This is a genomic window from Methylococcus capsulatus, from assembly GCF_036864975.1.
Lineage (GTDB): Bacteria > Pseudomonadota > Gammaproteobacteria > Methylococcales > Methylococcaceae > Methylococcus.
In genome coordinates this window covers 2,119,906-2,144,798 of the sequence record NZ_CP104311.1, presented here as the reverse complement: position 1 = coordinate 2,144,798, position 24,893 = coordinate 2,119,906, and the positions used below count along the sequence as shown (strand labels likewise).

Annotated in this window: 25 protein-coding genes and 4 tRNA genes; 7 read left to right on the top strand and 22 right to left on the bottom strand. The window is 62.0% G+C overall.

Features of this window, described 5'->3' with window-relative positions; translation table 11 throughout:
- Nucleotides 1-18 precede the first annotated feature (18 nt).
- The 11 genes from tuf to N4J17_RS10620 all read right to left on the bottom strand — a co-directional run bounded on the left by tuf (nt 19) and on the right by N4J17_RS10620 (nt 7,109).
- Nucleotides 19-1,209 carry an elongation factor Tu gene (tuf, locus tag N4J17_RS10670; protein ID WP_338457598.1) on the bottom strand — a complete coding sequence of 397 codons (1,191 nt, stop codon included), beginning with the start codon at nt 1,207-1,209 and terminating at the stop codon, nt 19-21.
- 58 nt (nt 1,210-1,267) lie between these two features.
- A tRNA-Thr gene (locus N4J17_RS10665) sits at nt 1,268-1,343 on the bottom strand.
- A gap of 30 nt (nt 1,344-1,373) precedes the next feature.
- Nucleotides 1,374-1,447 (bottom strand) — tRNA-Gly (locus N4J17_RS10660).
- Nucleotides 1,448-1,464: 17 nt separating this feature from the next.
- Nucleotides 1,465-1,549, bottom strand: a tRNA-Tyr gene (locus N4J17_RS10655).
- A 78-nt stretch (nt 1,550-1,627) separates the two neighbouring features.
- Nucleotides 1,628-2,191, bottom strand: a complete 564-nt coding sequence (gene pth, locus N4J17_RS10650) for an aminoacyl-tRNA hydrolase (protein WP_198323339.1) — start codon at nt 2,189-2,191, stop codon at nt 1,628-1,630.
- A gap of 13 nt (nt 2,192-2,204) precedes the next feature.
- A complete protein-coding gene (locus N4J17_RS10645) occupies nt 2,205-2,813 on the bottom strand; it encodes a 50S ribosomal protein L25/general stress protein Ctc (RefSeq protein ID WP_198323338.1) in 609 nt (202 codons plus the stop codon).
- Nucleotides 2,814-2,862: 49 nt separating this feature from the next.
- Entirely contained in the window at nt 2,863-3,816 is a 954-nt protein-coding gene (locus N4J17_RS10640) for a ribose-phosphate diphosphokinase (protein WP_198323333.1), read from the bottom strand.
- A gap of 33 nt (nt 3,817-3,849) precedes the next feature.
- Nucleotides 3,850-3,924, bottom strand: a tRNA-Gln gene (locus N4J17_RS10635).
- Between the two features lie 16 nt (nt 3,925-3,940).
- Entirely contained in the window at nt 3,941-4,792 is an 852-nt protein-coding gene (gene ispE / locus N4J17_RS10630; protein WP_232470535.1) for a 4-(cytidine 5'-diphospho)-2-C-methyl-D-erythritol kinase, read from the bottom strand.
- The gene (gene lolB, locus N4J17_RS10625; protein ID WP_198323331.1) at nt 4,789-5,397 is read right to left on the bottom strand and encodes a lipoprotein insertase outer membrane protein LolB; all 609 of its coding nucleotides are present in this window, start codon (nt 5,395-5,397) and stop codon (nt 4,789-4,791) included. Before lolB ends, ispE begins: the two co-directional genes overlap by 4 nt.
- Nucleotides 5,397-7,109 (bottom strand): tetratricopeptide repeat protein, encoded by a 1,713-nt coding sequence (locus N4J17_RS10620; protein ID WP_277458305.1) that lies wholly within the window; start codon nt 7,107-7,109, stop codon nt 5,397-5,399. Before N4J17_RS10620 ends, lolB begins: the two co-directional genes overlap by 1 nt.
- A gap of 324 nt (nt 7,110-7,433) precedes the next feature.
- Between N4J17_RS10620 and hemA the strand changes: the two genes are divergently transcribed.
- The 3 genes from hemA to prmC are packed head-to-tail and all read left to right on the top strand — an operon-like array spanning nt 7,434 to nt 10,634.
- Entirely contained in the window at nt 7,434-8,696 is a 1,263-nt protein-coding gene (hemA, locus tag N4J17_RS10615) for a glutamyl-tRNA reductase (RefSeq protein ID WP_198323329.1), read from the top strand.
- Nucleotides 8,693-9,775: a peptide chain release factor 1 gene (prfA, locus tag N4J17_RS10610; protein ID WP_198323328.1), complete on the top strand. Its 1,083-nt coding sequence runs from the start codon at nt 8,693-8,695 to the stop codon at nt 9,773-9,775. Before hemA ends, prfA begins: the two co-directional genes overlap by 4 nt.
- Before the next feature lie 4 nt (nt 9,776-9,779).
- Nucleotides 9,780-10,634 (top strand): peptide chain release factor N(5)-glutamine methyltransferase, encoded by an 855-nt coding sequence (prmC, locus tag N4J17_RS10605; protein WP_198323327.1) that lies wholly within the window; start codon nt 9,780-9,782, stop codon nt 10,632-10,634.
- Between the two features lie 9 nt (nt 10,635-10,643).
- Here the strand turns inward: prmC and N4J17_RS10600 are convergent, their stop codons facing one another.
- From N4J17_RS10600 to cutA, 9 genes are all read right to left on the bottom strand, one after another.
- Nucleotides 10,644-11,843 (bottom strand): class I SAM-dependent rRNA methyltransferase, encoded by a 1,200-nt coding sequence (locus N4J17_RS10600; protein WP_198323326.1) that lies wholly within the window; start codon nt 11,841-11,843, stop codon nt 10,644-10,646.
- A 77-nt stretch (nt 11,844-11,920) separates the two neighbouring features.
- On the bottom strand, nt 11,921-12,565 hold the full coding sequence (locus tag N4J17_RS10595) for a DUF3426 domain-containing protein (RefSeq protein ID WP_338457597.1): 645 nt from the start codon (nt 12,563-12,565) through the stop codon (nt 11,921-11,923).
- Between the two features lie 47 nt (nt 12,566-12,612).
- Nucleotides 12,613-13,494 carry a 50S ribosomal protein L11 methyltransferase gene (gene prmA / locus N4J17_RS10590; protein WP_198323324.1) on the bottom strand — a complete coding sequence of 294 codons (882 nt, stop codon included), beginning with the start codon at nt 13,492-13,494 and terminating at the stop codon, nt 12,613-12,615.
- Between the two features lie 4 nt (nt 13,495-13,498).
- Nucleotides 13,499-14,845: an acetyl-CoA carboxylase biotin carboxylase subunit gene (accC, locus tag N4J17_RS10585; RefSeq protein WP_198323323.1), complete on the bottom strand. Its 1,347-nt coding sequence runs from the start codon at nt 14,843-14,845 to the stop codon at nt 13,499-13,501.
- 42 nt (nt 14,846-14,887) lie between these two features.
- Complete coding sequence (gene accB, locus N4J17_RS10580) at nt 14,888-15,343, bottom strand: acetyl-CoA carboxylase biotin carboxyl carrier protein (RefSeq protein ID WP_198323322.1); 456 nt, start codon at nt 15,341-15,343, stop codon at nt 14,888-14,890.
- Nucleotides 15,344-15,790 (bottom strand): type II 3-dehydroquinate dehydratase, encoded by a 447-nt coding sequence (aroQ, locus tag N4J17_RS10575; RefSeq protein ID WP_198323321.1) that lies wholly within the window; start codon nt 15,788-15,790, stop codon nt 15,344-15,346.
- Nucleotides 15,791-15,899: 109 nt separating this feature from the next.
- Nucleotides 15,900-16,418, bottom strand: a complete 519-nt coding sequence (locus tag N4J17_RS10570) for a TlpA disulfide reductase family protein (protein ID WP_198323320.1) — start codon at nt 16,416-16,418, stop codon at nt 15,900-15,902.
- The gene (dsbD, locus tag N4J17_RS10565; RefSeq protein WP_232470534.1) at nt 16,408-18,645 is read right to left on the bottom strand and encodes a protein-disulfide reductase DsbD; all 2,238 of its coding nucleotides are present in this window, start codon (nt 18,643-18,645) and stop codon (nt 16,408-16,410) included. Before dsbD ends, N4J17_RS10570 begins: the two co-directional genes overlap by 11 nt.
- Nucleotides 18,630-18,953, bottom strand: coding sequence for a divalent-cation tolerance protein CutA (gene cutA / locus N4J17_RS10560; RefSeq protein ID WP_198323318.1), 324 nt, complete (start codon nt 18,951-18,953; stop codon nt 18,630-18,632). Before cutA ends, dsbD begins: the two co-directional genes overlap by 16 nt.
- 46 nt (nt 18,954-18,999) lie before the next feature.
- Between cutA and N4J17_RS10555 the strand changes: the two genes are divergently transcribed.
- Complete coding sequence (locus tag N4J17_RS10555) at nt 19,000-19,431, top strand: FxsA family protein (protein ID WP_198323317.1); 432 nt, start codon at nt 19,000-19,002, stop codon at nt 19,429-19,431.
- Nucleotides 19,432-19,466: 35 nt separating this feature from the next.
- Here N4J17_RS10555 and N4J17_RS10550 read toward each other — a convergent pair whose 3' ends face one another.
- A complete protein-coding gene (locus N4J17_RS10550) occupies nt 19,467-19,730 on the bottom strand; it encodes a YgaP family membrane protein (RefSeq protein ID WP_198323316.1) in 264 nt (87 codons plus the stop codon).
- Nucleotides 19,731-19,904: 174 nt separating this feature from the next.
- Between N4J17_RS10550 and uvrD the strand changes: the two genes are divergently transcribed.
- Nucleotides 19,905-22,085 (top strand): DNA helicase II, encoded by a 2,181-nt coding sequence (uvrD, locus tag N4J17_RS10545; protein WP_198323337.1) that lies wholly within the window; start codon nt 19,905-19,907, stop codon nt 22,083-22,085.
- 295 nt (nt 22,086-22,380) lie between these two features.
- Entirely contained in the window at nt 22,381-22,698 is a 318-nt protein-coding gene (locus N4J17_RS10540; RefSeq protein ID WP_198323315.1) for a DUF6156 family protein, read from the top strand.
- A 1-nt stretch (nt 22,699) separates the two neighbouring features.
- Here N4J17_RS10540 and N4J17_RS10535 read toward each other — a convergent pair whose 3' ends face one another.
- Complete coding sequence (locus N4J17_RS10535; RefSeq protein ID WP_277458306.1) at nt 22,700-23,512, bottom strand: hypothetical protein; 813 nt, start codon at nt 23,510-23,512, stop codon at nt 22,700-22,702.
- Nucleotides 23,513-23,878: 366 nt separating this feature from the next.
- Here N4J17_RS10535 and N4J17_RS10530 point away from each other — a divergent pair, with 366 nt between their 5' ends.
- Nucleotides 23,879-24,889, top strand: coding sequence for an alpha/beta hydrolase (locus N4J17_RS10530; protein WP_198323313.1), 1,011 nt, complete (start codon nt 23,879-23,881; stop codon nt 24,887-24,889).
- The last annotated feature ends 4 nt before the right edge of the window (nt 24,890-24,893 follow it).

Here is a 24,893-nt window from a genome sequence, read left to right as displayed (position 1 = left end):
ACAAGGCATGCCCGCCCCTTATTCGATGATCTTGGAGACAACGCCGGCGCCGACGGTACGACCGCCTTCGCGCACGGCAAACCGCAAGCCTTCGTCCATCGCAATCGGCGCGATCAGTTTCACTTCGATCTTGACGTTGTCACCCGGCATGACCATCTCGACCCCTTCCGGCAGCGTCACCGCACCGGTGACGTCGGTGGTCCGGAAATAAAACTGCGGCCGGTAGCCGTTGAAGAACGGTGTGTGACGACCGCCTTCTTCCTTGGACAGAACGTAGATCTCCGCTTCGAAGTGCGTGTGCGGGGTGATGCTGCCGGGCTTGGCCAGTACCTGCCCGCGCTCGACGTCTTCCCGCTTGGTGCCGCGCAGCAGCACGCCGATGTTGTCGCCGGCCTGCCCTTGATCCAGCAGCTTCCGAAACATTTCCACGCCGGTGCAGGTGGTCTTGGTCGTCGGCCGGATGCCGACGATTTCGATTTCTTCGCCCACTTTGATGATGCCGCGCTCGACGCGTCCAGTCACCACCGTGCCGCGCCCGGATATCGAGAACACGTCTTCGATCGGCATGAGGAACGGCCGGTCGATCGCCCGCTCGGGCTCGGGAATGTAGTCGTCCAACGCCTGCACCAGCGCTTCGACCGCCGGAACGCCGATTTCGCTGGTGTCGCCTTCCAGCGCCTTCAGCGCCGACCCTTTGATGATCGGAATGTCGTCGCCCGGGAAGTCGTACTTGGAGAGCAGTTCGCGCACTTCCATCTCAACCAGCTCGAGCAGCTCCGGGTCGTCCACCATGTCGGCCTTGTTCAGGAACACGACGATATACGGCACCCCCACCTGACGCGCCAGCAGGATGTGCTCGCGGGTCTGCGGCATCGGCCCGTCAGCCGCGGACACCACCAGGATGGCACCGTCCATTTGGGCCGCGCCGGTGATCATGTTCTTGACGTAGTCGGCGTGTCCGGGACAGTCGACGTGGGCGTAGTGACGCTTGGCCGATTCGTATTCCACGTGGGCGGTGGCAATGGTGATCCCGCGCGCACGCTCTTCCGGCGCCGCGTCAATCTGGTCGTAGGCTTTGAATTCCCCTCCGAACTTCGCCGCCATGCACTTGGTCAGGGCCGCCGTCAGCGTCGTCTTCCCATGATCCACGTGACCTATCGTTCCCACATTCACATGCGGTTTCGTGCGCGTAAATTTCTCTTTGGACATCCGCCAACACCCCTGATTCGGCTACTTATCAATCAAATAACGGTTTACAGATATATGATGGAGCCCATAACCGGACTTGAACCGGTGACCTCTTCCTTACCAAGGAAGTGCTCTACCGACTGAGCTATATGGGCAATTCGATCTTCAGCACGCTATCACAACACTGGAGCGGGTGATGGGAATCGAACCCACACCATCAGCTTGGAAGGCTGAGGTTCTACCATTGAACTACACCCGCATACCACAAAATCCAAATGGTGGAGGGGGAAGGATTCGAACCTTCGAAGGCTGAGCCGTCAGATTTACAGTCTGATCCCTTTGACCGCTCGGGAACCCCTCCAAAGCAGAAAGCGTACATTCTTTCAGAGTCTAATGTTCATGTCAAGCAAATACGCCTTTTCTGCTCGACGAGACCCCCTCAAACGTGGAGGCGGTTCATCGTCTGTTCAATATGACCGGCCAGCAATTCGGGCAGACAATCCAGGGCTTTGTCGATCGCTCCGGAAATGGCTTGGCGGTCGCTGACGGACGGCGCGGCCAGCACGTAATCCGCCACCGCCATGGAGCCGGCCGGCCGGCCGATCCCGATCCGCAGCCGCAGAAATCCGCCGCTTCCCAGGTGCGCCATGATGTCACGGAGACCGTTGTGCCCGCCATGACCACCATCCCGTTTGATGCGAACGATTCCCGGCCCGAAGTCGAGTTCGTCGTGAACCACCAGGATCTGCTCGGGTGCGAGCTTGTAAAACTTGGCCATTGCCGCCACCGCGAGCCCGCTCCGGTTCATGAATGTCGATGGGGCCAGAAGATGGACGGGCTCGGTCAACTTGATCGTTCCGACTCGACCATGAAAGCGGGACTCTTCCCGCAATGCGCAGCCGTGCGCGGCTGCCAGCCTATCGATGAACCAGAACCCGGCATTGTGCCGGGTTCTGTCGTAGGCAGGTCCCGGGTTGCCGAGACCGACGATCAGCCTGACCATATGCCCCGACCGGTCAATCGGCTGCGCTTTCACCACCTTCTGCAGTACGCGGCGCATGCACGGACGCGACCGGAAGGTCATGGCCGGCACCTTGCCCAAGCGCGTGGATTTCGACGCCTGAGGGAAGCTTCAAATCCGACAAATGCACGATATCCCCGATGTCTACCTGCGCGAGATCGACCTCGATATACTCGGGCAGATCCTGGGGGAAGCAGTCGACTTCCACATCCACCATACTATGGGAAACCACGCCACCTTTCTTGACCCCTACCGAAGACTCCTGGTTGATGAAGTGAAGCGGCACATGAACGCGGATCTTCTCCACCGCGCTGACACGCTGAAAATCCAGGTGCATCACGATCGCTTTGGCCGGATGGCGCTGCACGGCTTTCAAAATGGCGCTTTCTTCTCGACCATTGAAACGGATCGTCAGCACATGCGAGTAAGTGGCCTCGTTTTCCAGGTTTTTGACGACCTTGTGATGATCCAGCAACAGCGACACCGGCTCACCGCCGCCTCCGTAAAGCACCGCGGGAACCTTACCCGCATGGCGCAGGCGACGGGACGCGCCTTTGCCCAATTGATCGCGCAATTCGGCTTCGAATACGAAACTGCCTACCATCTCTTTCTCCAAAATACTCTTAGCAGATATTGAAAAACGAGGACCGCGATCAATCCACGTACAGTGAACTGACCGATTCCCCCATGGCGATCCGGCGGATCGTTTCCGCCAGCATTTCGGCAATGGTCAATTGCCGGATTCTATTACAGGCCCGCGCACGCTCCTGCAGGGGAATCGTGTCGGTCACCACCAGTTCGTCCAGCATCGATGCCTCGATGTTGTCGACGGCCGGACCGGAAAGTACCGGATGGGTACAGTACGCCACCACCCTTTCGGCGCCATGTTCCTTCAGGGCACCGGCAGCCTTGCACAAGGTGCCCGCGGTGTCCACGAGGTCATCGACCATGACGCAGGTCCGCCCCCGGACATCGCCGATGATGTTCATGACCTTCGCCTCGTTCGCGCGCGGACGGCGCTTGTCAATGATGGCAAGGTCGGCGTCGTCGAGCCGCTTGGCCAAAGCCCGGGCCCGGACCACGCCACCGACATCGGGCGAGACCACAATGAGATCGGGATATTTCTGTCGCCAGACGTCTCCGAGCAGGATCGGCGAGGCATAGACATTATCCACAGGGACGTCGAAAAACCCCTGAATCTGATCGGCATGCAGGTCGACAGTGAGAACCCGGTCGGCACCGGCGGCACAAATCATCTTGGCCACCAGCTTGGCGGTAATCGGCACCCGAGCCGAACGGATGCGACGGTCCTGCCGGGCATAGCCGAAATACGGGATGACCGCGGTGATGACCGATGCGGACGATCTCCGCAAAGCGTCGATCATGACGAGAAGCTCCATGAGATTCTCGTTGATGGGCTGCGAAGTGGGCTGGATGACGAACACCTCGCGTCCGCGCACGTGCTCCTCGATCTCGACCGCGATCTCGCCGTCACTGAACCGCCCTACCGTCGCCATGCCCAGACGCATGTTGAGCTTACGCACAACGCCTTCAGCAAGGGGGAGATTTGCATTACCCGAAAACACCATGAAGGAGGTGTCGGTCATCGTGCACTCCAGATATCGACGCAGACAGGGAGTTGGCTGGGGCGCCAGGATTCGAACCTGGGAATGCCGGGATCAAAACCCGGTGCCTTACCGCTTGGCTACGCCCCAAAAATGCGAAAAAAACCTATCGTTCGTTCAGCGCCTCATACAGAGGCGACAGGTTGCGGCCAGGCGTCACAAGGACGACCCAGTCGCGGGACAAATCGTCGCATGCGGTCCTGGCTTCGTCCTCACTGCCGTGGACCGAATAAACGCAGGCGCCCGTGCCCGTCAGCCGAACATCCCTGGAATACTTCTCCAACTCACGCATCGCTTCGCCCACTACCGGGTATCGACGCACGACGGCATCCAGGCAATGATTGTCATGGGATCCCGCAAGGAAGTCGGTTATTGTGATCGGGTCGTTATCTCTTGTCAAATCGGGGGCACTGAATATCTCGGCGGTCGAGACATGGCACGGTGGCACGACGATGACGTACCAGGGCTCGGGCAGTTCCACGATCTGCAGCCTTTCGCCCACCCCTTCCGCCCAGGCGCTCCGGCCGAAAACGAAAATCGGTACATCCGCCCCCAGCCGCAAACCGAGATTCATCAGCGTGTACCGATCCAGACCCAGCTCCCACAAGTGGTTCAGCGCGACCAGCGTGGTCGCTGCATCCGAGCTTCCGCCTCCCAGGCCACCCCCCAAGGGCAGGTTTTTCTCCAAGATGATGTCTGCCCCGGCGGCTACGCCCGCGTATTCCTTGAGCAGGCGGGCGGCACGGACGATCAGGTTCTGTTCCTCCGGCACCCCCGCCAGCGAAGTCTGCAATCGGATTTCGCCGGAAGCATCGGAGCGGAATTCTAGCCAGTCGCACACATCCACGAACTGGAACACCGTCTGCAAATCATGGTATCCGTCGGGGCGGCGACCGGTGATACGAAGGGTGAGATTGAGCTTGGCCGGTGCCGGCAAGCGCAGAGAAAACGGCTTCATGCTGGAGGATTCCCGACAGTCCACTCGTCCGCAAACAGTTTCAGCTTGAGCGAACGCCCCTGGATCAGCACTTTCTGTGGCAAGGTGAAGCGGTCCCAGCTGCGATAACGCTCGTAATCGAGCGACCATTCCGCCTGCCTGAGGTGCTTCAGGCGCCCGTCCGGATAGAATTCCATCTCTTCACCCGCATCCCCGGGTGCTACAACCCCCAGGACCCAGTAACGCAGCCTCTGCAGCGGAATGGAAAAGCCCAGTTTTTCTTTCAGCAGCCCTTCGGGATCGCGGGAAATCCTCTCGTTCCCATGGCCTTCGTTGACCAGAATCAAGTCCTCCTGGAGAACGATGGAAACCGTTCCCTGATTCAAAGGACCGGAAATCCACAGCCGATCCTGACGGCCGTCGTGATCCCAGGACAAACTGGCCTGCCAGGCGTCGTCCGCAGTCTGCACCGCAACACGACCTTCCAGCCGCCAGCGTTCGAGGCTGGCCAATCGGGCCGCGTCCGGCATGCCTGGCCGGACCGGCGCTGGGGCACAACCCTGCATAGCGGCTGCCGCCGACAAGACCGTCAGGGACACCGCCGCAAGCCGGATCCAATCACGCATCACGGCGCCAGCAGATCCGGATAGCGCGCCTTGATCCGCTGCATATCCTCGTGCTCGGGCGCCTTCTTCCATGCCTCCCGCAGAATTTTCCTGGCTTCCTGGCGTCGCCCAGACTCCACCAGCACCTCACCCAGGTGCGATGCGATCTCCGGATCCTGGACCTTTTCATAAGCTCGGCGCAGGTACTCAGCGGCTTCGGCATAGTTGCGCAGCCGGTACAGGAGCCAGCCATAACTGTCGAGTATCGCCGGGTCATCGGGCCTGAGCCGGATCGCCCGGTCGAGATAGCCCTTGGCTTCGTCCAACCGCTCGCCCCGCTCGACGAGCGTATAGCCCAGGGCATTCAGCGCATTGGGATCATCGGGGCTCTTTTCCAGCACTTGACGCAAATCCGCCTCCAGCACGTCGAACCGGCCGAGGTTTTCCGCCACCAGAGCCCTGGCATAGAGCAGATCGCTCTGCCCTGGGATTTCACCGAGCGCCTCGGTCAACAGATTGAAGGCGTCTTCATAGTCCCTGTTCTTGGAAAGCAGCTCGGCCTCCAGAAGATACAGACGAACCGACTCGTTCGGAAAACGCCTCCGGACGTCGGCGAGACGGGTTCGCGCCTCCGTCAGCCGGCCCAGACTGATCAGGGCAGTGATGCCGTTCACCCGGGCATCGAACTCGGTCGGACCGGTCGTGACGCGGTCGAACCAGCCCAGAGCTTCACTCAGCCTACCCTTGCGGGCATCGATCAGCCCCAGATAAAAGTAGGCTTGAACCCGCCACTTTTCGGACATGGCCAGCGCCATGAACTCGCGGCGGGCCGCATCGAGCCGGCCCAGATCGATGAGCGCCAGTCCAAGTCCGAACCGGGCGTCCTGATTCCCGGGTTCCTTGGCTACGATACGCGCCAATTCGCGCCGCGCGCCTTCGATGTCACCGGACTTGATGAGCAGCTGCGAGTAGATCAGGCGAAGCCTGGCGTTGTCCGGATCCCGTTTGAGTGAGCGCTGAATCATGTCCCCAGCAGCCGCAGAATCCCCCATCTGTGCCATGACCTGCGCCTGTAGCACCCGGGCCCGGCTCCAGTCCGGGTGCAGCTTCAGGGCCTCCTCGGCCTCATTCAAGGCCCGCTGGAATTCGCCCTGGTTGGCGGCGAGAAGGGCGGCTGCGAAATGAAGCTCCGCCATACCTGGGGACGCCCGCAACAAGGCGTTCATGAATTCCGCCGCGTCCTGTTTGGGCACCTCGCTGTCGAGCACCTTCACCAATTCGATGAGCGTATTTTCCAGTTCGGCGTCCGGCAGTGTCAGCAATACTTTCATCTGCGCCACGGCCTCCTCGCGCCTTCCCACCTTCAGGTAGAGCAAGGCTGCCATGCGGCGGGCCCCTGCGTTGCGGGGTTCGGCCTGCAGCCAGAGCGACACCCCTTCGATCGCTTCGGGATATTTTTTTACGAACAAGGCAATCTGCGTCGCCCGTTCCGCAAGACGCGCGTCGCGTGACAAGCGGGCGGCCTGGAGATAATGCTCGAGCGCAACCTCGTAGCGGCCGCGCTGGCCGGCCAACTCTCCGGCCAGCACCAGGTAAACCAGCTGAGCTTTGGGCGTCAGCGGCTCGACCGCGGAACGGATCTCGGTCTCGTCACTCCAGAATGCTTCATCCGCAAATTTGGCCCTTTGGCCCACGCACCCGAATGCCAGGGCAATCAACAGCAAACCTGGCACAGTACCTGTAGCACTGGGCCAGAACTTTCGTATCCGAATTTTAGGCACTATCGTCCCGCGAATTGCGCGTAGGAATTCAAAGGCTTGAGAGAGGAGCAACCGGACGGGCTGAAGCTTTCCCTGCATCCCGCCTGCGCCGACATTCTGGGATATTTTGAGGAGAACGAGGGATTGCCTATATTGCTTGCGACCCGGGCCAGAACCGATTTTTCCGTGCGGAATTGTACCCTTTCCCGTTGAACCGGCAAGACTTGTGCTTAAGCGAAATTGGATTAGGATCGCGTTTTCATTAAAATCGTCGTCCGTTTCAGCCACCTGCCCGCCATGGCGATCCTGACTTTAGGCGTCAATCACACCACCGCACCGGTTTCGATCAGGGAACGTTTGGCATTCCCCGCAGAGCACCTGCAATCCGCGCTGCGGAACCTGATCGGCCTGCCGCAGGTGGGGGAGGCGGCGATCCTGTCGACCTGCAACCGCACCGAGGTGTATTGCGAACTCGACGGGCGCGACCAGCGGCCCATCGTCGACTGGATGCGCGATCAGCGGCAGTTCGACGGTCAGGACATCTCCCAATATCTTTACTCCCACTTCGACGCCGGCACGATCCGGCATATGTTCCGCGTCGCCTGCGGGCTGGACTCGATGATCCTGGGGGAGCCGCAGATCCTCGGCCAGATGAAGACCGCCTACCAGGCGGCACGCGACGCCGGTACCGCAGGGAAGATTCTGACCAAGCTGTTCCATCGCACCTTCGCCGCGGCCAAGAAGGTCCGGACCGACACGGCGATCGGCTGCAGCCCCGTCTCGGTCGCATTCGCCGCCATCCGGCTGGCCCAGCGCATTTTCGACGATCTCGGCGATCTGACCGCCATCCTCATCGGCGCCGGTGAGACCATCGAGCTGACCGCGCGGCACTTGAGCGAGAACCGGATCGGGCACATGATCATCGCCAACCGGACCTTCGACCGGGCCCATACCCTGGCCAATCAGTTCGGCGCTTTCGCCATCTCTCTGGAAGAGCTGCCCAAACATCTGGCCAAGGCGGACATCATCGTCACCTCCACCGGCAGTCCCCTGCCCATCCTCGGCAAAGGCAGCTTCGAGAGCGCGCTGCGAAGCCGCCGCCACAAGCCGATGTTCATCGTGGACCTGGCGGTGCCGCGGGATATCGAGCCCGAGGTCGAGCAGCTCCAGGATGTCTATCTTTACACCGTCGACGATCTGCGGCACACCGTCGAGGAAAACCTCAAGACCCGTCAGGAAGCCGCTCTGCAAGCCGAAGAAATCATCGACCTGGAAGTCGAACATTTCCTGGCCTGGCTCAGGGCTCAGGCGGCTACCGAAACGATCCGCGACGTCCGGAGCCAAGCCGAACGGCACCGCGACGTGGCTTTGCAACGGGCGCTGCGGCAGCTGCGCCGCGGCAAGAGCGCCGAAGACACCCTGCGTTGGCTGGCGGATACCCTCACCAACAAGATCATTCACGCGCCCAGTTCGCAGATCTGGCAGGCGGGCGTGAACGAACGCGCCGACATCGTCGCCGCGGCGCGCGAACTTTTTCAACTCAAAGACCCCGATACGTGAATCCTTCCGTTCAGCAGAAACTCGAAAACCTATCCCATCGCTTCGAAGAAATCACCGGCCTCCTGGCCACCCCGGAAGTCCAGAACGATCAAAACCGGTTCAAGGCCCTGAGCCGGGAATACGCCCAGCTTGAACCCTGTGTCGCCTGTTTCCGGCGCTACCGGGAAACGCTGGAGGGCCTGGATTATGCGCAAGCATTGCTGCAGGATCAGGATCCCGAAGTCCGCAGTCTGGCGCGGGAGGAACTCGAAGCCGGACGCAAGCGCTGCGACGCCCTGGAGCAGGAGCTGCAAATCCTGCTGCTGCCGCGCGACCCCAACGACGAGCGTAACGTGTTCCTCGAAATCCGGGCCGGCACCGGCGGTGCGGAAGCGGCGATCTTCGCCGGCGACCTACAGCGCATGTACAGCCGCTACGCCGAACGGCAGGGCTGGAGAGCCGAGATAGTCAGCGAAAGCGAGGGTGAGCACGGCGGCTACAAGGAGGTCGTGATGCGCATCAGCGGCCAGAATGTCTATTCCCGGCTCAAGTTCGAAGCCGGTACCCACCGCGTCCAGCGGGTGCCCGCCACTGAAGCTCAGGGCCGCATCCATACGTCGGCTTGCACCGTGGCGGTTCTCCCGGAATTCGATGATGTCGAGATCGACATTAACCCTTCCGATCTGCGCGTTGACACCTTCCGTGCCTCGGGGGCTGGCGGTCAGCACGTCAACCGGACCGATTCGGCCATACGCATCACCCACATCCCGACCGGCACCGTCGTGGAGTGCCAGGATGAGCGCTCCCAGCACAAGAACCGGGCGCGCGCCATGTCGCTGTTGCAGGCCCGCATTCTGGCCGCCGCCCAGGAAAAGCAAAATTCCGAGATCGCCGCATCGAGGAAACTGCAAGTAGGCAGCGGCGACCGCTCCGAACGCATCCGGACCTATAACTTCCCGCAGGGCCGGCTGACCGACCATCGTATCAATCTCACGCTCTACCGGCTGGAGGCCATCATGGACGGCGACCTCGACCCGGTCATCGATCCCCTGCTGCAGGAGCATCAGGCCGACATGCTGGCCAGTCTGGCCGGAAGCTGAAGACGTGCCCGCCAACCTTTGGGAAGCGCTGGAGGCCGCCAGCCGCGAACTCAGCTCCGTCAGCGAAACGGCCCGCCTCGATGCCGAAGTGCTGCTGGCCCATGTAATCGGGAAAAACCGCGCCTATCTCAGGGCCTGGCCCGAACGTCTGCTGCAAGGCGACGAAGAACAGCGCTTTCTGGCATCCATCGCAGCGCGCGCCCGTGGTGTCCCTGTCGCCTATCTGACGGGAGTACGAGAATTCTGGTCCAGATCCTTCAAGGTCTGCCCCGATGTGCTGATTCCGCGCCCGGAAACCGAACTGCTAGTGGAACTTGCGGTCGAGGCAGCCTCCCGCAGAAACCGCCCCCGCATCCTTGATCTGGGTACCGGCAGCGGCGTCATCGCCGTGACGTTGGCTCTCGAATGTCCGGACGCCGAAGTCTGGGCGGTGGATGTTAGCGAATCCGCTCTCGCAATGGCCCGCCATAATGCCGCCGCCCTCGGTGCCGAAACTGTCCGGTTCCTGCGGGGCACCTGGTTTGCCCCGCTGCCGGCAGGCATCCGCTTCGACCTGATCGTCAGCAACCCTCCTTATGTTAGCCCAACCGACCCGCACCTCCTGCGCGGCGATCTCCGCTACGAACCTAGACAGGCCCTGGTATCAGCGAAGGATGGACTGCATGACATCGCCCTGATCGCCGAAAACGCCGGCCCATATCTGCTGCCCGATGGCAGAGTGATGATAGAGCACGGCTTCGACCAGGCCGACGCTGTCGCCACGGTCCTCGGCGAGCTGGGCTACCGCGACGTCCGTCATCATCGCGATCTGCATGGCCATGAGCGTGTCACCGCGGCGACATGGCCAACCGAGGGCTGAAAACCCCGCCTAGAGCGGCATCGACAGGTGGCAGAAAAAGGTCTTGAGATACTCGGTCTCGGGAATCGCGGGATGGACCGGATGATCCGGCCCCTGGCAACCCTGACCCAGGATCACCAGATGCCGATCGAGATGCCGGCTGCAGGTGCGCAGGATATCGTGCAAGGTGGATCGCGGCAGATTGTATGAGCAGGAGGCTGACACCAGAACCCCCCCGGGATTCAGCACTTGCATGGCCGCCTGGTTGAGGCGGTGGTATGCCTCCACGCCCGCCTTGACGTCTTTCTTACGCTTGATGAGGGCGGGCGGATCCACCACGATCAAATCGTAGCGATGGCGTTTGTGCCGAAGCTGCTTCAGGAACTCGAAAACATCTTGCCGGATGAAGCCCATGCGATCGCCCACACCGTTGAGCCTGGCGTTTTCCGCGGCGAGCGCAAGCGCCGATTCGGAGCTGTCCACACAATCCACGGATTCTGCCCCTCCCAGGGCCGCCTGGACACCCCAGCCTCCGGTATAGCAGAACAGATCGAGTACACGCTGACATTTCGATAACTGCGCCACCACGGCACGGTTCTGGCGATGGTCGAAGAACCACCCCGTCTTCTGCCCTCCCACGGGATCGACCAGGAACTTCGCGCCGTTCTCTTCGATCGGCACCAGCCCCTCGAGCGGCGCACCCAGCACCCGCACGTAATTCTCAAGCTTTTCGAACTGGCGCAGACTCGAAGTATTTTTCAGCACCAGGGTACGGGGTGAAAGCAGCTTGTCGAGCACCTCCATCACTGGGTCCTGCAGCCGCTCCGCGCCGAGCGTGCTGGCCTGCAACACCAGCACGTCGCCCAGACGGTCGATCACCAAGCCGGGGAGGCCGTCGCTTTCACCATACACCAGACGGTAATAAGGCTTGGCGAAAAGCATTTCGCGCAGATGCAGGGCCCGGCTCAGGCGCTTTAACAGAAAGGCATGGTCGATCGCCACGCGGTGGTCGCGACTCAAAAGCCGCGCGCAGATCAGCGATTCCGGGTTGACGTAAGCCAAGCCCAGCGGCTGTTGGCGGGAATCCTCCACCACCACGTATTCACCGGGAACGAACCGTTTGAGTGGAGTCTTTTCGCCATCCACTTCGTTGCTGAAGACCCACAGGTGCCCCGCCCGCAAACGACGCTCCTCGTTCTTCTTCAGCCGCAATACCGACAATTCAGACATACAGTCGCCAACCCAAGCACCATTGGCGCTTGAATAAAGAAAAGGCGGTTCCCGAAGGGGACACGCCTGGAACAGGGTCAGATCAATTCGAAGGTGAAACCGCTGATGTCCCGGGCGGGCTTCGCCAGTTCCAGGCGGACTTCCAGAGACTTCCCGACCGGCATCATGGACATACCGGTTCCCTTCGGCAGGTATTCCGCCGGCGAAAACACCCTACCCGCCGCCGGCTTCCCCTGCCGGTCGACCACACGCAGGACGATCGAAGGAAACACCTGGGCCGCCGTGGACTGGTTGGCCATGACCAGCCGGAATTCGTAGCCGCCGGTGGCCGGCACCGGCCGTAGGGTCCGCTCAACGATCTGGATGGATTCGACGTCGCTGTAGGGCGGTAGCTGGCATCCTACGGCATTGCACAGCATCACCAGCCATGGCCGCAGAGCCTCATCCTGGGCAAATCGAGTGCTGCCGAAATAGGCCACCTGGCCGAGCAGAGCGATCGCCAGGGCGATGCTGCCGACACCCCAGGCCAGCCGGAGGAAAAACCCCGGGCGGGGGGACTGATCATATCCTCTCGTCCCTCCCCGGAACCAGCGTCCCGCCCCGGCCTTCGGCGGCTGCGAATACGGATCGGGAACACTCTCCTCCAGTCCCGGGAGGGCATTGAAAACACGACCGCAGTGGTCGCATAACATGACACCCCGCCCTTCCCGTAGCTGGCGCACCGAGATTCCGTAAGCCGTACCACAGGAGGGGCAGCGGGTAAACACCTTTAAGTCCGTCTGACCCCAGCGAGCCGGACCCAGCCCTCACTGAGCACGGCGGGTTCCATTTCGAAGCCTTTTCGCGCATACACAGAGGCCACAGCGTCCGCCTGCTCCGCCAGAATGCCTGAGAGTACAATCCGGCCGTCCGGCCGCAACCGCGACCGCAAGGCATCGGCCAGTTCCATCAAGGGATTGGCCAGTATGTTCGCCAATACGATGTCGCTCTCGCCGTCCACCAGATCCCAGGGCAAGGCCACCTCGATTCGGTCCCCGACGCGGTTCTGCCGGGCGTTTTCCACGGTGGCCGCCAGCGCCTGCGGATCGATGTCGACGGCATGGACGCGGGCGGCCCCGAGTAACGCCGCGGCAACGCCCAGGATGCCGGAGCCACAGCCATAATCCAACACCGATGCACCGTGCAAATCCGCCGCATCCAGCCATTCCAGGCACAACGCGGTGGTCGGGTGGGTCCCGGTGCCGAACGCCAGCCCCGGATCCAGCCGCATGACCACTGCATCGGTTTCCTCGACCGTGAAACCGGTTGGGCAGACCCACAACCGGCTGCCGAAACGCATGGGGTGGAAATGTTCGAGCCAGGCCCGCTCCCAGACCTGGTCGGCCAGCGTTTCCTCGCTCCAGTCCCTAAGCCTTTCCTCGCCGAATTGCCCACCGAGCGCCGAGCGGATTGCTGCCAAGTCGCCATCCTTCTCAAACAGACCCACCACTCGGGTTTGCGTCCACACCGGAGTCGTACCGAGCGGAGGCTCGAACAACGCTTGATCCCCGGCGTCCAGGAAACTGACGGACAAGGCGCCGGCATCCATCAGCGCATCCGACACATCTTCGGCCAGTTCCTCGTCGACGGTCACCATCAACTGCTGCCACATGACTTTAGTGCTTGAGCCCCAGCTTCTGCTCTAGGTAATGGATGTTCTGCCCGCCCGCCTCGAAAGCACTGTCGTTGACGATATCGAGCAACAGCGGAATATTGCATTTGATTCCGCCGATCACCATCTCGTTCAAGGCCGTACGCATCCGGGCGATCGCTCCGGCGCGAGTTTCACCATGGGCAATCAGCTTGCCGATCATGGAATCGTAATACGGCGGAACACGATAGCCGTTGTAGATGTGGGTCTCGACACGGATACCCGGCCCGCCCGGCATATGGAACTGCTCGATCAGCCCCGGCGATGGCATGAAATTGACGGGATCCTCTGCATTGATCCGGCATTCGATGGCATGCCCGCGCATTTCCACTTCGGCCTGACGGATCGAAAGCGGCTCGCCGGCGGCGATCCGCAGCTGTTCCTTGACGATGTCGAAGCCGGTGACCATTTCGGTCACGGGGTGCTCGACCTGGACCCGGGTGTTCATTTCGATGAAATAGAACTGGCCATCCTGGTAGAGGAATTCGAACGTGCCGGCGCCGAGATAACCGATCTCTCTGCATGCCTGCACGCAACGCATGCCCATCTCATCCCGCTGTGCCTGGGTGATGCCGGGTGCCGGCGCTTCTTCCACGACCTTCTGGTGACGGCGCTGGGTGGAGCAGTCACGCTCCCCCAGATGAACCACGTTGCCGTGTGAATCCGCGATCACCTGAAACTCGATGTGGCGCGGATTCTCCAGAAACTTCTCCATGTATACCATGTCGTTCCCAAACGCGGCGCCGGCCTCGCTCCGGGTCAGTTCAATGGAAGCGGCAAGACTGGCCTCGCTGTGCACGACCCGCATGCCGCGCCCGCCACCGCCACCGGCAGCCTTGATGATGATGGGAAAACCGATCCGTCTGGCGATTACCAGATTCTCTTGCTCGTTCTCTCCCAGAGGGCCGTCCGAGCCCGGCAGAGTGGGGATCCCGGCCTTTTTCATCGCTTCGATGGCCGCGACTTTGTCTCCCATCATGCGGATGGTTTCCGGCCTCGGTCCGATGAAGATGAATCCGCTCTGAATCACCTTTTCGGCGAAATCGGCGTTTTCCGATAAAAAGCCATAGCCGGGATGGATCGCCAGAGCATCGGTGACCTCGGCGGCACTGATGATCGCCGGAACATTCAGATAACTGTCACGCGAGGCCGCCGGTCCGATGCAGACCGACTCGTCGGCCAGGCGCACGTGCTTCAGATCGCGGTCCGCTTCGGAATGTACGGCGACGGCCTTGATCCCAAGCTCGCGGCAAGCACGGAGGATGCGCAAAGCGATTTCACCGCGATTGGCGATGACGACTTTACCTAGCATAGTGAGTACCTTGGAGACTGTTGAGCCGAAACGGGCCGAAGGCTATTCGATCACGAACAGCGGCTGGTTGTACTCCACGGGCTGACCGTTCTCCACCAGAATCTTGGTCACTATGCCGGCCTTGTCGGCTTCGATCTGATTGAGGATTTTCATCGCTTCGATGATGCAGAGCGTGTCGCCGACTTCGACCCGCTGCCCCACTTCCACGAACGCCTTGGAACCGGGAGAGGGTGCCCGGTAGAACGTGCCCACCATGGGGGATCGCACCTCGTGGCCGGTAGTTTCCTTGGCCGCTTCGGTGGGTGGCGGTGCCGGCTGCCCGGTGGGAACCTGGGATACCGCCGCTGGCATCGTCCCCGCCGCCAAGGCGGCGGGGACCGCGAGGCTGGAGGTGTAACGACTGATCCGGACGGACTCTTCCCCTTCGCGAATTTCGATCTCCGCGATATCCGATCCCTCGATGATATCGATCAGTTTTTTTATTTTTCTAATATCCATCTATAACGACCTATATGTCATTTGCAGGGCGGCCTGGAGCGCCAGTTCGTAGCCCACGGGGCCCAATCCGCAGATGACCCCCTTGGCAATATCGGAAAGATAGGAATGACGGCGGAACGGCTCGCGCGCATGCACGTTCGAAATGTGTACTTCAATGAAAGGCACGGCGGTGGCCAGCAGCGCATCGCGCAAAGCGACGCTGGTATGGGTGAACGCACCGGGATTGATGATGATCATGTCGACCGCGTCGCGGAACGCCTGGTGAATGCGTTCGATCAAAGCATGTTCGGCATTGCTCTGAAAGAAATCGATCGGCATGCCCGCCGCCCTGGCCTGTGCCTCCAGGCGCGATTCGATATCCGAAAGCGTGTCGCTGCCATAGATGCCGGGCTCACGCACCCCCAACAGATTGAGGTTAGGCCCGTTCAGCACCAAGATACCCGCCATTGCGCGTGCCAGCTCTTAAATATCGATGAAATCGCCCAAACAGGCGGCGGTATTCTGCCGAAATGACAGTATCTTGTCCACAAATGCAGCAACAGGCCGGTTGGCGGCATCATCGGGGCGACATGAGCCGCGGCCCGATGGCGGCCAGAAAGCCGTTCTTCGTCTGGGGCCCCAGGAAAGTCGCGAGCACCCGCCCGCGGCCGTCGAAAGCCACGCTGAAGGGCAAGCCTCCGCCGGCATTCCCGAGGTGCGCCGCCAACGTATCGCCACCGTGCTCACCGACCAGGATACGATAGCCCACCGGCAGCTGCCGCAAAAACGCCGCAACCGCCTCACGGTCCTCCAGCGCCAGACCGACGACCTTGAGCCCGCGCGGCCCGAATTCCGCATGGAGGTCGTCCAGCACCGGCATTTCCTCCCGGCACGGTTCGCACCAGCTTGCCCAGAAATTCAGCAGCAGCACTTCGGAACGCTCATCGGACAGACGCACGGGGTGGCCGGAAAGGTCGGGAAACACCGATTCCGGCCCCTGCCAGTCGGGCGCTGCAACCGACAGCCAACGCTGCGCCAGCGCCCCCGCCAGAAGGGCCAACACAGCGACCAGAACCAGCACGAACCTATCGGACACCGTCGAACAGCCGCTCGAGGTGATGGACGAACTTTTCCGACTCGGTAAAGCCCACCAGCCGGAAAGGTTTCCGCTCGCTCCGGTCGGGACCGAAAAACAGCGTCGCCGGCGGACCGACCAGACCGAAGCGCCGTAGCAATGCCTGGTCCTCATCGCCGTTTTCGGTGATGTCGGCCTTGAGCAGCACCATCTCTTTCAGCTTCGCCTTGACCGCAGGATCGCTGAAGGTGTGACGCTCCATCTCCTTGCACGACACACACCAATCGGCGTAGAAATCGAGCATCGCCCAGCGTCCGGCAGAAGCGGCCTCATCCAGACGAGCCTCCAGTTCCGCCAGGCTCGCCACCCTCAAGAAAGGCGGGGGACCGGCATCGGCGACGGCAGCCGGGGGAGCGGCCACCCCCCGCAAAGGTTGTAATGGATCGCGGCTGCCAGCCGCCACTCCAAGCAGCATGAACACGCCGTAGACGGCCATCGCCACACCCAGTCCTTTCCATAGCTTGCGCCAGCCCGAAGCCCCCGCGGGCAGGGCATCGAGCGCCCCCATGTATACGGCCGGCACGATGAGCAGCAGCGCCCACATCAGCATGGCGAGGGACAGGGGGACGATCCGCTCCAGCATCGATACCGCCACAGCCAGCATGGCCACGCCGAACACCGACTTGACTGCATTCATCCACATGCCGGCCTTGGGCAGCAGTTTGCCCGCCGAGGTGCCGATTGCCAGCAGCGGCAGTCCCATGCCCAGGCCAAGGGAAAACAGGGCGACCCCACCCAGCAGCGCATCGCCGCTCCGGCCGATGTAGATCAGCGCCCCCGCCAGCGGTGCCGCCACGCAAGGCCCCACGAGGCCGGCCGACAGCAGTCCCATCACGGCCGCGCCAGCCAGACTGCCCGCCTGTTGCCGCGAACTGAGCGCCGCGATCCGCGACTGCAGGGCGATCGGGAGCTGAAGCTGGTAGAAGCCGAACATGGATAGCGCCAGCACCACGAACAGGCCGCTGAAAGCTCCGATCGCCCATGGGTTCTGCAATGTGGCCTGGAGGTTAGCACCGAACAGGGCGGCCAGAACTCCGAAGCCGGTGTAAGCCAAGGCATGGGCGAGCACATAGGCCAGCGACAGCGAAAACGCCCGGCGCGTGGTGATGGCATGACCGTGGCCGACGATGACGCCGGAAAGAATCGGGATCATCGGGAAAATGCAGGGGGTGAAGGCGAGCAGGACGCCGAAACCGAGGAAACTCAGCATGTTGAGCCAGAGCGAACCGCGCCAGAGCCCGTCGGCAATGCGGTCCTGCTCGGTGATGACGGTCGCTCCGGCCACCGCCGAGACACTTTTTCCTTCCGCAGCGGCCGGCAGGGCGAGCTCGACCGTCTTCGCCATCGGCGGGTAGCAGACGCCCCGCTCGGCGCACCCTTGGAAGCCGGCCTCCAGGGTGAGGGTGCGAGGACCGCTGTCGGTCCTGACCAAGGGAATGTCAACGGCGACCTCGCCATGGAAGATTTCCACCGCGCCGAACTCTTCGTCGATCTTCGGCTCCCCGCGCGGGAACGCATAGCCCCCCAGAGCGACGCCCTCGGAATCGCGCAAGACAATGCGGAATTTTTCGCGGTAGAGGTAATAACCGGGCGCGATCTGCCAACTCAGCCGGAGGACGTCGCCGGTCGGCGCCTCGGCGAAAAAGCGGAACGCTTGATCCGCCGGCAGCAAGTCCCCGTTCGCCGGCCCACTGCCGATACCCCGGAGCGCACCGGCCAGCCGCGTGAACGCCCCACCACCGCCGATCGCAGCGGTTGTCACCCCGATCCGCCGCTGGTACGGTGGGAAGCAGACACCGGCATCGGCACAGCCCTGCACCGTCACCTCCAGTTCCAGCGACTCCGGCAGTGCGGATTCCGCAACGAGAGGTAGCTGGACCTCGACATGTCCCCGGTAAGTTTCGACTTCGCCGAAAAATGCGTCCTGCTTCTTGTAGCCTGCCGGAAAGACCGGCTCGCCGAGGCGGACACCTGGGGTGCGCGATGCGAACTTGAATTTGCTCCGGTAGAGGTAATAGCCGTCGGCGATGTCCCACGCCAGCGAAACCATGCCGGCGCCGGACTGCCGAGCAGTTACCGGGAACGCCCGCTCCGGCGACAGGAGGTCACGGCCGTCTACGGCGAGCACAGGCGCACTGGCCAGCCCAAAAACCAGGAGCAGGCCGATCCATCTCACGGCGTCACGCATGTTCCGACCCATTCGAGATATTCCGGCAATCCGCTTTGGATGGGGATCGCGATGATTTCTGGAAGTTCATAAGGATGCCGCGCCCTCAACCAGGTCTGCAGTTCCACCTGACGGGACGCCCGAGTCTTGGCAAACAGAAGACATTCCGCCGATTTCTCGAGAACACCCTGCCACCGGTAGACCGACCGTACCCCGGAGACAATGTTCACGCAGGCCGCCAGTCTCCCTTCGACCAACCCTTCCGCCAAAACACCGGCGGTTTCCTCATCCGGACAGCTGCAAACGACTAGACAGTAGACCGATGTCATGGGAAAAAGTGCGCCCGTTGTTTAAAGTTTACAGAAACCCGTATCGATGAATCCGTTGAAACTCGCCATCCTGGCGCTACTGCTGCTGCCGATCGCAGAAATTTACGTCTTGATCCGTGTCGGCAGCGTGCTCGGTTTTCTGCCGACCCTTCTGCTGCTCGGCTCGGCAGCACTGGCCGGAACCTATCTCATGCAAACCCAGGGACTGAAAACCTTCGCTCGCATCCAGCAAAGCCTGGAAGCCGGGCGTATCCCTGCACAGGACATGATCGAAGGCGGTCTGATCCTGATTGCCGGCATTCTTCTTCTGATACCCGGCTTCCTGTCCGACGGGGCGAGCCTTATCCTGCTGCTGCCGGCATCGCGCCGGCTGATTGCGGCCTATCTCGTCGAGCACATGCTCCGGGATTTCCAGCCACCGGACTCACCGGATTCCGGCGCCCGAACCCTCGAAGGACAGTTCCGACGCGAGGACTAGCCGGGCGCATCCCTGCGCCGGAGGACCGCTGTCCATCAGTGGGATTCGGTGCCGGAATGGGAACCGCTATCGGGTGCCGGTTCATTCGGATCGACGGTGCTCTTGGAGAGCCCGGAATACACCGGACACCAGCGCATGAGTGCGGTGGCCACGAGGACGATGCCGATCAGCAGCAGGAAGATATTCCCGAGGAACACTGAAAGCAGCAGCGCTACGGCGCCGCCTATCATGCGGTACTGGCGATCTTTCAGGCCGACGTTGAGCTCACGCTTTAGCATTTTCTTATAATCAAAAGCCATTGTCATAACCTCCTCTTGAACGTGCGGTCGCTTAAGGGAAAACCCTTGCCCTCTGCGGAGGGAGGGCCGGGCGAGGAAAACGGGCACGGCGCATTGGGCCATATCCCTGGGGTAAAGCTTCTCGATTGTGCAGGCTCCCCAGGTATTGCGCAAGACGGGTGTAAAATGCCCGTCATGGACATCACCGACATCATCGCTCCCCTGAACGAAGCCCAGCGTGAGGCCGTCACCGCACCGGACCGCTCGCTGCTGGTGCTGGCCGGAGCAGGCAGTGGCAAGACCCGCGTATTGGTACATCGCATCGCCTGGCTGCTTCGGGCCGAAGGCGTCTCGCCGCATGCCATCCTCGCCGTGACTTTCACCAACAAGGCCGCGAACGAGATGAAGGCGCGGATCGAAGCGCTGCTCGAGCTGTCGACTCAGGGCCTGTGGGTCGGCACTTTCCACGGCCTGGCGCACCGTTTCCTGCGTCGCCATGCGCCCGAAGCCGGACTGCCCGAGGGCTTCCAGATCCTCGATTCCGACGACCAGTACCGGTTGATCCGCCGGCTGCTCAAAACCCTGGAACTGGACGAGGCGCGCTGGCCGCCGCGCCAGATCCAGTGGTACATCAACACCCAGAAGGATGAAGGCCGCCGGGCCAGGAACCTGCCCGACTCCTACGACCCGTTCGAACAGCAGATGCGGCGGATCTATCTCGCCTATGAGGAACTGTGCCAGCGTTCCGGCCTGGTGGATTTCGCCGAGCTGCTGCTGCGCACCCACGAATTCCTGCGCGACAACGCCGACGCCCTCGCACACTATCAGGAACGCTTCCAGCACGTGCTGGTCGATGAATTCCAGGACACCAACAGCGTGCAGTACGCCTGGCTACGGTTATTGACCCAGGACCGCGACAATCTCAGCGTAGTGGGCGATGACGACCAGTCCATCTACGGCTGGCGCGGCGCCAAGATCGAAAACCTGCACCGTTTCCGGCGGGACTACCCGCGCCACCGGATGATCCGCCTGGAGCAGAACTACCGCTCCACCGGCAACATCCTCAGCGCCGCCAATGCTCTGATCGCCCGGAACGAGGGGCGGCTCGGCAAGAATCTGTGGACCGAAGGCGGCCGGGGGGAACCGATCTCGGTCTATGCCGCCTTCAACGAGCAGGACGAGTCCTGTTTCGTGATCGAGCGGATCCGCCGCTGGGTGGAGGAAGGCGGAAGGCGCAGCGACGCGGCCATTCTGTACCGTTCCAACGCCCAGTCGCGCCAGTTCGAGGAAAAGCTGCTGGCCCTCGGCATCCCCTACCGGGTCTATGGCGGCCTGCGTTTCTTCGAGCGCGCCGAGATCAAGGACGCCCTCGCCTACCTGCGGCTGATAGCCAACCATCACGACGATCCCGGCTTCGAACGGGTCATCAACACTCCGACCCGCGGCATCGGCGCCAAGACCCTCGACCTCGTCCGCGAACTGGCGCGCTTCGAGCAGCTGTCGTTGTGGGCCGCCGCGGAGAAGTTGATCGGCGACGGCGTGCTGCCCGCCCGGGCCGCAGGCGCCCTGGCCGGATTCCTGGATCTCGTCGAAACCATGGCCGCCGCGGCCCAGGGGCGGGCGCTGTGGGAACAGGTAGAGCTCGCGGTCAAAAGCTCCGGCTTACTGGAACATTACCGTAAGGAGAAAGGCGAGCAGGCGGAAGCCCGGGTGGAAAATCTGGAGGAACTGGTCGGCGCCGCCCGCCAGTTCGAGCTGGATCCGCTGATCGATCCCGAACTGGGTGGCCTCGACCAATTCCTCGCCCACGCGGCGCTGGAGGCCGGCGAGAACCAGGGCGAAAGTTGCGAGGACTGCGTCCAGCTCATGACCCTGCATGCGGCCAAGGGCCTGGAATTCAACCTGGTGTTCCTGGTCGGCCTGGAGGAAGGCTTGTTTCCCAGCCTGCAGTCGCTGGAAGACCCCGCCCGCCTCGAAGAAGAACGCCGCCTCTGCTACGTCGGTATCACCCGGGCGCGGCGCAAGCTCTATATCACCCACGCCGAGTGCCGGCGGCTCTACGGCAAGGAGACCTATCCGCGGCGATCCCGTTTCCTGCGGGAACTGCCGCCAGACTGTCTGGAAGAGGTCCGGATGAAGGGCGGGGTCAGCCGGCCTGTCGCATCCGCGATGCAGTCGGCCGATACGTCGGCCATGCCCGGCGCAGGCGCTCGCGGGGGATTCAGGTTGGGCCAGCGGGTCCGCCACGGCAAGTTCGGCGAGGGCGTGATTTTGCAACAAGAGGGCGACGGAGCCCAGGCGCGGGTCCATGTCAATTTCGCGGAGGTGGGCGCCAAATGGCTGATGCTGGCCTACGCCAACCTGGAACCAATCTGAACGCACCCACAAAAAAAGCTGGCGGAAAGTGGCGCATCCATGACAGTTCTTCAGTTCAAAGACACTCTGCCGCCAGGCCAAAAGTGAGGTTATGCGCCAGCTATCTAGCAAGACCGATGCCAACAAAGCCAGCCCATGATTTGCACGGTTTGAGGACTACGAACCGGTTCCGCTCCGGATACGGCAGGTCAAAACCCGGAAACAAGCAAGTCTTTTCACGCAGTTCCCGCCATTCCACGCCAGCCCACACTTATGCCATCATCGTCGCTCCACGAATAAAGCCCTGGGTGCAACCATGTCCGAAGCGATCGCCGCCACCTGCCGGTTCTTCCTGACTTACAGCGGTGTGAACCTCCCTCTCAAGTTGACGACCGAACTCGAACCGGAACAGCTCAGCCACAGAAACACCTATTTTCAAGGGTTTTTCGACGACCAGGACCGCCTGGTCGGCCTGCAGAAGATGGTTTACGGCGAGGTCGAGATGGAGCACCGCTATGCCTATCACCGGAATGGCAAACTCAGGCGCGCGGAAATCACCGATGCCGAGGGCGAGCTGACCGTCCTGGATTTCAACGAAGACGGCTTACGCCTCGCCGGCGCGGCAATGGACTGAGTCAGCCGCCCCGTGTCCTGGACTCCGACTTGGGAAACGCCCGGCCCGCAGCTTTCAAGGCCCATAGAAAACGGCTGAATTCGATGCCCAGCCTCGTCTCGAGCCGGCGTGCCCGTTGTTCCATCGCATCCATGGCCGCCCGCTTCGGTTCGGAGGCGAGCGAAAACCCGATCAGGTTACCCCGCCCCGGAACCGCCAGCCGGAATGCCGGCCCGTCAAAGGCTTTTCTCATCATATCCAGAGCCCGGTTGCAAGCTGCGGTCTGCGAACCCCAGAGATTGATGCCGAACACGCCGGCCGGCCGTAGCATACCCGCGCAGCCGAAATAGAACGACTCCTCCGCCACCGGCGAGGCCATGCCCTCCCCGTCGAACAGATCAGCGAGAATGAGATCGTAGGCGGCAAGCCTCCCCGCCTGTTTGACGAATTCCCCAGCGTCACCGACCGTGACGGATAACCGCGGGTGCAACGGCAGTCCGAAGAACCGGTGGGCAATCTCGACGACCACCCCGCGCCGCTCCACCACGTCGATCTGACAGGCCGGAAAGTGCTGGAACAATGCCTTCGCCAGCGAACCGCCACCGAGCCCGAGCAACAGAACGTCGGAAGGCTGGGGATGGAACAGTAAGGCGCTCAGCATCGCCCGCACATAAGGCAGCTCGACCCGGTCCGGTTCCTGTAGACACATGGCGCTTTGCCGCGCCGGTGTACCGAAATGCAAGGTCCGTACACCGAACGTATCGACCACCTCGATCGAACCGTAAGCGTCCCGCGCGAAGTGGATGAGGTCCCCCCCGAACTTCCTGGACGGCATGCACGTCGTCGAAACAACCATGGCCTCTCTCAGCGACGGCAAATCAGGTGATATCCCACACAAACCGGGGCGATTGCCACAGCCCCGACCCCGGTTCCACCGGAAAGACTGATGCCGATCCACGAAGACACGGCGCGTCGAATGAATGGCATGGATTTTGTGTACTCACCAAACGAATGCTTTGCCTTTCTGGGGTACGCCGGGGACCGACACACTTCTTCTTCGCGAAGACCACCTTCTCCTCTCCCAAGTCTTGCACTCTCGTCTTCTCACTCGACTGCTCGTCCCTGGTTGATTTTTTCGCCTCATAAGGTTTGCCATCCGGCGGTATAATTTCCCATTCGTCTCCTCACCGCCACGTCCGCTATGGACCATCGTGTCGTCATCGCACCCAGACGTGCCGTACTTTGCCTGACACTCCTCATGATACAGGCGGCCTGTACCCCTGTGGTCAACCATCCCGGCCCGAATGTGGCGCCGCCGCGACTGTACGCCGGCCATTTCATCGCCCCCGATGGCGCGGTGCTGCCGGTCCGGCACTGGCTGCCGCCCGGAACACGGCCCAAAGCCGTCATCGTCGCCGTCCACGGCTTCAACGACTACAGCCTAGCTTTCGAGCCTTTGGGCAGTTATCTAAAGACCCAGGGAATCGGCTGCTACGCCTACGACCAACGCGGCTTCGGGCTGGCGCCGGGGCGCGGCCTCTGGGCGGGAGTCGAGGCCTATACCGGGGATCTCAAAACCTTCGTCGGCCAGGTCCGGGTTCGACATCCGGGCGTGCCGGTCTATCTGCTCGGGGAAAGCATGGGCGGCGCCGTGGCCATCGTCACCATGACCTCCGCCCGCCCGCCACGCGTCGATGGCCTGATCCTGTCCGCGCCGGCGGTATGGTCGCGCAACACCATGCCGTGGTACCAAAGCTTGTTGCTGGCTGTGAGCTCGCATACCCTCCCCTGGTTGCGCATCACCGGCGAAGGACTGGGGGTGATGGCATCGGACAACATCGAGATGCTCCGCGGACTGGGGCGGGATCCGAACGTCATCAAAGCCACCCGGGTCGACGCGATAAAAGGCTTGGCAGACCTGATGGACACCGCCCAGGAACGTGTCTCAGGACTCAAGATTCCGACCCTCGTGCTCTATGGTGAGCGCGACGAGATCATTCCGAAAGCGCCGCTCATGATCCTGCTGGACAAACTTCCAGCCGGCACCCGCTTCGCCTATTACCGCCAGGGTTACCACCTGCTGTTGCGCGACCTCCAGGCTGAGAGGCCCTGGCGTGACATCGCGGCCTGGATCACGACACCGGCGGCGCCGCTGCCATCCGGGGAGGAACGCCAGGCCGCCAAAGACCTCCCGGCAGCGGACGGCACCTGAAACG